This window comes from Pseudomaricurvus sp. (assembly GCF_965662505.1).
Lineage (GTDB): Bacteria > Pseudomonadota > Gammaproteobacteria > Pseudomonadales > Cellvibrionaceae > Pseudomaricurvus.
On the sequence record NZ_CBFIHX010000133.1, the window covers coordinates 1 to 8,899 of the forward strand.

Consider the following 8,899-nt stretch of genomic DNA (forward strand, 5'->3'; position numbering starts at 1 on the left):
ATGCCAATCGCCTGATTAATAAGGTGACTCTGGATGCAACCGATCCGATTTCAAAGCAGACAGATTTCAAAAAATGTGCGGTGAAGTTTGAACTGGTGAGTCTAGCTTAATGATAGTAACAACCCCAACAACAGTGCCAGATATGGCTGTGGAGGAGTTATGAACAAGAAGCTTGTTTTCATGGTTTTGCTGTCAGCCGTAGCGTCGTTCATGGTTTGGGCGGACAATTCTTTAAATGCACCAGCTCTTGACGGTGTGAGATCAGGCGGAACACTGGCGAACGATACGCCTGCACCGAATATTCCTGCAACGGTTACCCCGCTTAAAAAACCAATGCGTAATTACCCGGATCAACCGCCCACGATTCCGCACTCCGTGGAGCGTTATCAACTGACGAAAAACTTCAATCAATGTCTGACTTGTCACAGTCGTGCTCGCAGTCCAGACAGTGGTGCACCTATGGTTAGCATTACTCACTACCTGGATCGGGATCATCAGATATTGGCTGCGGTGTCACCGAGGCGGTATTTTTGTTTGCAATGTCATGTACCGCAGCACGCAGTAGAGCAAGCTACTGGCAGTAATTTCAAAGGGATCGAGGCGGTTCTGGCTGAGAGTCAGAAGAACAATGCAGGAAAATCAAAGCATAACAACTCTCAAGTTCAAGAAACGGAGTAAGCATGCTGAAATTTTTCAAGGAGTATTGGAGGGTATTCAATCGCCCTTCGGCGTATATCGGGCTGGGGACTCTCAGTATGGGAGGCTTTCTGGCAGGAATTATATTCTGGGGGGGGTTCAATACTGCTCTCGAAGTAACCAACACTGAGACCTTTTGCATCAGTTGTCATGAAATGAACGACAACCCCTATCAGGAATTAACTTCGACGATTCATTACACCAATCGTTCTGGGGTGCGCGCTGTATGCTCGGATTGCCATGTGCCCCATGACTGGACCTACAACATAGCCCGTAAAATGGAAGCTTCCAAGGAAGTGTGGGGTAAGGTGTTTGGCAGTATTGATACACGTGACAAATTTTTGGCGAAACGTCGTCATTTAGCAGAGCGTGAATGGCGGAGACTCAAAGCGAATGATTCTCGGGAGTGTCGCAATTGCCACAACTTTGAGTACATGGATTTTACCGTGCAGTCTCCTCGTGCAAGGGCGATGCATTCCACCGAATTGGCCAGTGGCAATAAGACCTGTATAGATTGTCACAAGGGAATCGCTCATCACCTGCCTGATATGGAAGGGGTGCCTATTGGTCATGTTAAGCCCAGTATCAAGAATAAGAAGCTCGAACCCTGGCAAAAATACATCGCCCAGGTGATCAATGAAAACCCTGAGTAGTTCCCGCTAACATCTTGCCTGTCAATTTATAAGTATTCATCTTCGTCCAAAAAGTTATCCACCGATCCCTGTAAGCTGGAGCGTAGTTTCTCTCGGTTTAGCAGTTTCTGCTGTACCGGCGAGGGCAGTTCTGTAAACAGGATAACGTTTTTGGCCACCAACAAATGAATCAGATCTTCTGTTACCCGCGCAATGTCTCTGTCGGATTCGGCCAGTGCGAATTTAGGGTTGAGGTCGCCATCGCTGTTGAGAAATAGATCTATATCAGGATGATTGGCTGAGACAAACTCTTCGGCGCCCACTGCTGGTTCGTTGAGCAGTGCGATGATATGTCCTTTGGCGTTGCGGATAGCGTACGGCATGGTGAGTCCTGATATTACAAGGTTGAATGGCTGTGGTATCGTCCGTGCTATGTTGAATGGCTACATCCTTGGGGAGTTTCGTTTACAATGTTATGGACATCAATCATCAGTGAATTTCTATGACTGTTCAAGGCCCATCTGACTTGTTTCAAGACCTCGATGCACAGACCGAAGCGTCTGAAGGGGTATTTGATCCCCTGTTAACCTGTCTAATGCAACTGGCTCGACTTGAGCACAGGCCCTGTTCTCCTGCTTCTGTAACGGCGGGTTTGCCTCTGGTTAAGGAGAAGCTCACACCGGAGTTGTTTGTCCGCGCAGCCGGCCGTGCGGGTTTAAAGGCTCAGGTTATCAGGCGGAAATTATCGGATATCAGCCCACTTGTCTGTCCTGTGGTGCTCTTGCTGAATGATGAGCAGGCTGTGGTACTGATCAAAATTGAGTCTGAGAAGGGGCAGGCACTGGTACTGGACCTTGAAACCGATGGTGAGCAACAAATCAGTTTGGAAGAGCTGGATGGTCACTATTCCGGCTATTGTATTTTTGCCAAGCCGACCTTTCGCTTTGATAAGCGCACCCAAAACATTAAATCGCGCAGGCACGGGCACTGGTTCTGGAGTGTGATTGCGGGGTCCTGGCGGATTTACCGCGATGTATTACTGGCTTCGTTATTAATCAATATTTTTGCCCTGGCCAATCCCTTGTTTGTAATGAACGTCTACGACCGGGTAGTGCCGAACAACGCCATTGAAACCCTGTGGGTGCTAGCGATCGGGGTGGGAATTGTCTACGGGTTTGATCTTTTATTAAAAACGTTGCGCACCTACTTTCTTGAGGTGGCAGGTAAGAAGTCGGATATTTTGCTGTCCAGTTATATTCTGGAGCGGGTGCTAGGGGCCAGACTGTCTGAGAAAGCTCAGTCCGTGGGGGCGTTTGCCAGTCAGTTGAGAGAGTTTGAGACGGTCCGGAATTTTATCACCTCCACTACGGTAACAACGTTTGTGGATTTACCTTTTGCGATTCTGTTCTTGTTGGTCGTTGCGTATATCGGTGGCCCGGTTGTATTTGCGCCGCTCTTGGCGATCCCGATTATTATTGGGTATGCCCTGTATATCCAGCGCCCACTGCGCTATGCCGTTGAGCAAACGTATCAGGCGGGGGCTCAGAAAAACGGCACCCTGGTTGAAACTCTCTCTAATCTGGAAACGGTGAAGATTTTAGGGGCAGAGGGGCGAATTCAAGGGGTTTGGGAAGCTTCAGTTGGGCATCTGGCTCGCTGGGGACAGCGTATGAGGATGCTGTCTAATTCTTCGGCCACAGTTTCGTCGGGGATTATCCAGTTTACCTCCATCGCGGTTGTGGTGATTGGTGTTTACCTGATTGCCGAGCGCGAGCTGACGATGGGGGCTTTGATTGCTTCTGTAATGCTGACCTCCCGTGCCCTTTCGCCCATGGGGCAGGTGGCAGGCTTACTGGTCAATTATCACCAGACGGTGACTGCCTATCATGGCCTTGAAGAGGTGATTGCCAAATCTCAGGAGCGGGAAGAGGAAGCGTCGTTTGTTCAGCGTCCGAAGCTGGAAGGCAGTATTCGGTTTGATAAGGTGCGTTTTGCCTACCCTGAAGAGCAAGTGACCTCGTTGGACGGCATTTCTTTTGAGATCAAAGCTGGCGAGCGAGTCGGGATTATCGGTCGTATTGGGTCAGGTAAAACGACCCTGCAAAAGTTGATGCTCGGACTCTATCAGTCTCAGGATGGCGCTGTGCTGGTGGATAACGTGGATATCAAGCAAATCGACCCTGCCGATCTGCGTCGCAATATTGGTTGCGTGCCTCAGGATACGATACTTTTTTATGGATCAGTCAAAGACAATATTATCTATGGTTCTCCGCATGTGGAAGACCAGGATATTATCCGGGCCGCCGATATCGCCGGTGTCACTGAGTTCGTGAATAATCATCCGTCAGGTTTTAACCGTCCGGTGGGTGAGCGTGGACATGCTTTATCAGGAGGGCAACGCCAAAGTATTGCCGTGGCGAGAGCGGTGTTGAATGATCCGCCCATTTATTTGCTGGATGAGCCAACAACGGGAATGGATCAGAGCAGTGAAGTGCGTTTAAAAGAGAAGCTGGCTGAAGCAACAGCTGGGAAAACACTGGTTCTGGTTACCCATAAAACCGCATTGCTATCGCTGGTGGATCGGGTTCTGGTTCTCGACAACGGCAAATTGATTGCGGATGGGCCAAAAGAGCAGGTATTGGAAGCATTACGAAAAGGGCAGCTTCGTGTTTCATAATCTTAAAAATGCACTTAAACAGGAATGGCGTGGTAAACCTTTGTGGAAGCAATGGTTTGAGGCGGATTCAGAAGCCGACGTTGAAGAGATCAGCTACATGTCATCGGCTGCCGGTGCGGTCATGGAGAGGTCTCCTCGCGGCGGTCAGCAATTGTTGTGGGCCATTGCCGCGTTTTTCCTTGTGATGCTGTTGTGGGCGGCGTTTGCCAATGTGGATGAATTTACTCGGGGTGAGGGCAAGGTGATTCCTTCCAGTAATGTGCAAATTGTGCAGAACCTTGAAGGGGGAATCTTGTCAGAACTGTTTGTGCATGAAGGGCAAATGGTGAAGCGTGGAGAGCCTCTGTTGCGTATTGATGATACCCAGTTCTCTTCATCTCTCAGAGAGGCGGACGTTACTCTCATGCAGCTTAAAGCGAAGGTATTTCGTCTGAAAGCTGAAGCGGAGGGAACCCCGTTTACTATTGATGAGTACCCCGATATTAAGCCCAAATATCTTAATGAAGAACTGGCAGTCCATGAGTCCCGCCGCCGTGAACTGCAAAGTCGCACTCAGGTATTGCAGGAGCAAATGCTGCAGAAGAAACAGGAAGTCTCAGAACTGACGGCAAAACGGGATCATCTTAGGCGCAGCCTCAACCTGCTCAGAAGCGAGTTGAGAATGACGGCTCCGCTGGCGGAAGAGGGCGCGATTTCTCAGGTTGAGCTCTTGCGTCTACAGCGTCAGGTGAATGATTTGGAAGGGGAGTTGCAGGGGGCTGAACTGGCCTTGCCGCGGGCGGCTTCGAGCCTGGAAGAGGCAAAGCAAAAACTCGGTAATGCGGAACTGGCTTTTCAGACAGAAGCCTACACCGAAATGAGCGAGGCCCAGGCAGAGCTTTCGCGTTTGCTCGAAACCAGTGGTGCTCTGGAGGATCGGGTTCAGCGAACACTGGTGAAGTCACCGGTCTCAGGAACGGTGAAACAGCTGTTGGTTAAGACTATTGGCGGCGTGATCCAGCCTGGGATGGATATTGTCGAAATTGTACCCACAGACGACAAGCTGCTGGTGGAGGCGAAAGTGCGACCGTCAGATATTGCCTTTTTGCACCCCGGTCAACAGGCCAAGGTGAAGTTTACCGCCTATGATTTTTCGGTCCATGGCGGACTCGACGGCAAGGTTGTACTGATCAGCCCGGATACCATTGTGGATGACAAAGATGAAAGCTTTTATCTGGTGCGTATCGAGACCGATCGCGCCTTTCTGGGCAGTGAATCGCAACCACTGCCCATCATTGCTGGCATGACCGCCAGTGTCGATATCTTAACGGGTAAAAAGACGGTGCTGGATTACTTGTTAAAGCCCATTTTGAAGACCAAGCAGCTTGCTTTTCGGGAGAGGTAGTTTTGTAAGGTGGTTTCCGAGAGATAGTTCTGAAGGGCCGAAAGGCCCTTTTCCTTAAGTGTTCTGCTGAAAATGCTGAAGTTTTGGCGCTTAATTGATCATCTAATGGTCTTTTTGGGCTGATATTGTACGTTTAATGCGTTTAAGTGATTAAAAATTAGTTCTTTTACTGCGTTATTGACTGTAAAATCATTTTTCGTGAACCGCGTCACACTTTTTTGGAGTAAGGACTACATCCTTAATATGAAAAGATTACAAACATTGTGGGTTGGGGCTGCTTTGGTTGGATTGGCTAGCTATGCCAACGCCCTGAGCCTGAAAGATACTGTTGAGCATACCTTGAACACTCACCCTGAGGTTCAGGCTGCTCGCAATGTTGTTAAATCCCGCGGCGAAGAAGTCCGTGAGGCCAAAGCAGGCTATTTGCCGACGGTTGATTTGGCTGCGGGTATTGGCCGTCAAAAGGTACAGACCCCGTCAACAGGTGATGAAGAGGTGTCTCTGACCCGTCATGAGGCGTCTGTGTCTGCTCGTCAGATGTTATTTGATGGTTTTGCTACCAGTGAAGAGGTCAACCGTCAGCAAGCCCGCGAATCCAGTGCGGGCTATAAAGTGGTGGAAGTCGAAGAAAACACAGCTCTCAGAGTGGCAGAGGTTTATCTGAACCTGCTGCGCTTCGGTGACTTGCTGAATTTGGCCCGTGAAACGCTTCGGGAGCATCAAAATATCCATGACCAAATGGTGCTGCGTAACAAGTCTGGTGTTGGCAGTAAGGCTGATCTGGATCAGATTTCCGCCCGCTTGGCATTGGCACAGAGCAATATGCTGACTGCTCAAAACAACCTTCTGGATGCCAAAACCAACTTTTACCGGGTTACCGGTATGTTTCCGGATATTTCTGCCCTTAAACTTCCAACCGTAAACGAGACGTTGCCTTCAATGCTCGAGAATGCGGAAGAAATTGCTCTGGATCAGCATCCAACGCTACTTTCTGCTAAAGCGGATGTCGAATCGGCCGAAGCTCAATATGAGGCCACAGAAAGTTCATACTGGCCACGTCTGCAACTTGAGGCAGATCGCCGCTGGGATGAAGATATCGACGGGGTGGAAGGCGATAATGAAGATACGATTGTTGCTTTGCGCGTCAGCTATAATCTCTATAATGGTGGTGCCGACAGCGCTCGCCGTAAAAGCACGGCGTATCTGTTAGAGCAGGCACGGGATATCCGTAACAATACTCAGCGTCAGGTGATTGAGAGTTTGCGCTTGTCCTGGAGCGCTTACAAAACCATTGAACAACAGATGAAGTATCTGGAAATGCATGTACAAGCGGCAGCAGACACTCGCACGGCTTATCAAAAGCAGTTCAATATTGGGCGTCGGACACTGCTGGATTTGCTGAATACCGAGAACGAAGTGGTCGAGTCAAGACGAGCGTTGATCAATGCAAACTATGATGGCGTCTTCTCCCAATACCGAGTGCTGAACTCCATGGGAGAGCTGCTACAGGATATTGGTGGTGCCTAGAGTGAAGGGAAACCGCTGATGGACAAAGGCCAGGCGGTCGAGCAGTTGTAATACTGTTTGTAACTACATTGAGACTCTGGGGTTCTTCTGAACCCTTTTGTGTGTAAAAACGTATATAAAGAGCGTTTACAGTATGGCGAATGATGATATGACGAACAACACGGATACAGCCAACACACCCTCAACTGAGTCAGCGACGGAAGGCAGAAGCCCGGCTGCACAGTCTGGTGTGGCTCGCGTCGAAGCCATTCAAGGCGAAGTGTCTGTTCGTAATTCCCAGAGTACCCAGTCGTTAGCCCAAGGTCAGATTATCCACCTTAACGACACAGTCCTCACCGCAGGAGCCAGTGTACTGGTGCTGACCTTTCACAACGGCACCGTTGTGACTCTGGGGCAAGATCAGCAGTTAACCCTTGATCAGCGTTTAGTGGCTCTGCTCGAAGATGTCGATGCTGAAGATAGTATCGAAGGTACTGTCGATTTTGATCGTCTGGCTCAAGCTCTTGAAGAGGGACAGTCTCTGGATGAGTTGTTACCGACACCTGCCGCAGGTGAAGACGGTGCCGTCTCCACAGGCAGTGACTCTATAGAAGGCGGTATTCGTATCGCGTATACCGGTGAGCGGGTCACGCCCACCAGTGGTTTTGAAACCGAAGGTCTGCAGTTTAATCAATCCATCGAGCTTTATCGTCCAGAAGTTGGACAGTTCACCTTAGGCGGTGCCGATTCAGGCACTGACACGGGTGGTTCTGGTACAGGTGGCTCCGGTACTGTTACTCCGCCGACACCACCACCGCCTCCTGCGCCTGATTTTAATACCGCCAGCTTTACCGACAACTTTGTCAATGGCGTCACTTACACCACATCTTCAGGCTTGACGGGACTGACCGGCGACCAGGGTGAGCCGGGCTCTTTTGCTTTCCGTGCTGGCGATACCATTACCTTCACCGTGGGCGACGTGACCGTTGCTCAGTTCAGTGCAGATGCCATTCAAAATGGCTTGTTGTTTCTGCAGGATATTGTTGGCACTGATTTGTCAGACAACAATACCAATTACCTCGAAAATATGGCGATTTTTCTGCAGGCTCTTGATGATGACCTGCAGGACAGTACTCCGGGTGACGGTATTCTGCAGACTAATGATCTGCAAAATCTCGATGCCAGCTATGCGTCCAACATCAATATTACCCAAGCGGTTCGCGATGCATTGACCGGTTATATTGATCCGACAACCGGTGAACCTCTTAATTTGGCGACAGCAGGCAAGCAAATGCTGTCCGAAGTCCTGGACTCCTTAGGGATTGAATTCACTCGTGAGAGCGAGATGGACTCCAGTGGCTCTGGCGCTAACCTATTTGAAAGCCAGGCCATGGAGCACGTGGCGGATACTATTCAGGAGCTTGCTGGCGATCGGGCTCCGGACGCAGCTGATGAGCGTCAGGTCGATACCATTGACGTACCGGGTGGCACTGTTCGCTATAACTACAGCGAGCTGGACGGTGAAATCACGTTCAACACCAGCGATTTGCTGGCAGGCGCTGTAGGGCAGCAGGTCATTACTGCAAACCTCTTGGTGAAAAATGTACAGCTTAGTGCTGATTATCAGGATATTGGCACTATTGAAGATCGGGGTAATGGCAACTACGCCATTGTTTTGAATGATGGTTATGACCAATACGATCTTGAAGGATTGACTCTCGACTACCGCGTAGAAGATTGGACTGCGTTCAAAGAGGTCACGTCTTCCACGCAAGATACTTACAAATCGCACTTGTCCGCCGACATCAATGACGTCAATGAAGGCGACGGCTTCAATCAATTCACCCTGAACAGTGAATTATCGTTTGATACCGATTCTATCCTGAACATCAACTTCACCAGTGAAAATCTGAGTGCAGCTCTCGGTTATCAAATCGCTGAGTACACGAATGATTACCTGGTTCCTCTTGAGTACTCAAATGACGGCGGTGCGACCTGGCAAGT

At 49.7% G+C, this 8,899-nt stretch carries 7 protein-coding genes; 6 read left to right on the plus strand and 1 reads right to left on the minus strand.

What is annotated here, in order from left to right:
• The first annotated feature begins 159 nt into the window (after window positions 1–159).
• Window positions 160–678 (plus strand): nitrate reductase cytochrome c-type subunit, encoded by a 519-nt coding sequence (locus tag ACTG33_RS14620; protein WP_439135961.1) that lies wholly within the window; start codon window positions 160–162, stop codon window positions 676–678.
• A gap of 2 nt (window positions 679–680) precedes the next feature.
• On the plus strand, window positions 681–1,349 hold the full coding sequence (locus tag ACTG33_RS14625) for a cytochrome c3 family protein (protein ID WP_439135962.1): 669 nt from the start codon (window positions 681–683) through the stop codon (window positions 1,347–1,349).
• Window positions 1,350–1,375: 26 nt separating this feature from the next.
• Here ACTG33_RS14625 and ACTG33_RS14630 read toward each other — a convergent pair whose 3' ends face one another.
• Complete coding sequence (locus ACTG33_RS14630) at window positions 1,376–1,711, minus strand: hypothetical protein (protein WP_439135963.1); 336 nt, start codon at window positions 1,709–1,711, stop codon at window positions 1,376–1,378.
• Window positions 1,712–1,830: 119 nt separating this feature from the next.
• Here ACTG33_RS14630 and ACTG33_RS14635 point away from each other — a divergent pair, with 119 nt between their 5' ends.
• From ACTG33_RS14635 to ACTG33_RS14650, 4 genes are all read left to right on the plus strand, one after another.
• A complete protein-coding gene (locus ACTG33_RS14635) occupies window positions 1,831–4,005 on the plus strand; it encodes a type I secretion system permease/ATPase (RefSeq protein WP_439135964.1) in 2,175 nt (724 codons plus the stop codon).
• On the plus strand, window positions 3,995–5,389 hold the full coding sequence (locus ACTG33_RS14640; protein WP_439135965.1) for an HlyD family type I secretion periplasmic adaptor subunit: 1,395 nt from the start codon (window positions 3,995–3,997) through the stop codon (window positions 5,387–5,389). The genes ACTG33_RS14635 and ACTG33_RS14640 overlap by 11 nt, the downstream gene beginning before the upstream one ends.
• A 243-nt stretch (window positions 5,390–5,632) precedes the next feature.
• Entirely contained in the window at window positions 5,633–6,916 is a 1,284-nt protein-coding gene (locus tag ACTG33_RS14645) for a TolC family outer membrane protein (RefSeq protein WP_439135966.1), read from the plus strand.
• Between the two features lie 133 nt (window positions 6,917–7,049).
• Window positions 7,050–8,899 (plus strand): retention module-containing protein (locus ACTG33_RS14650; protein WP_439135967.1); only part of this gene is annotated, 1,850 nt, incomplete at its 3' end.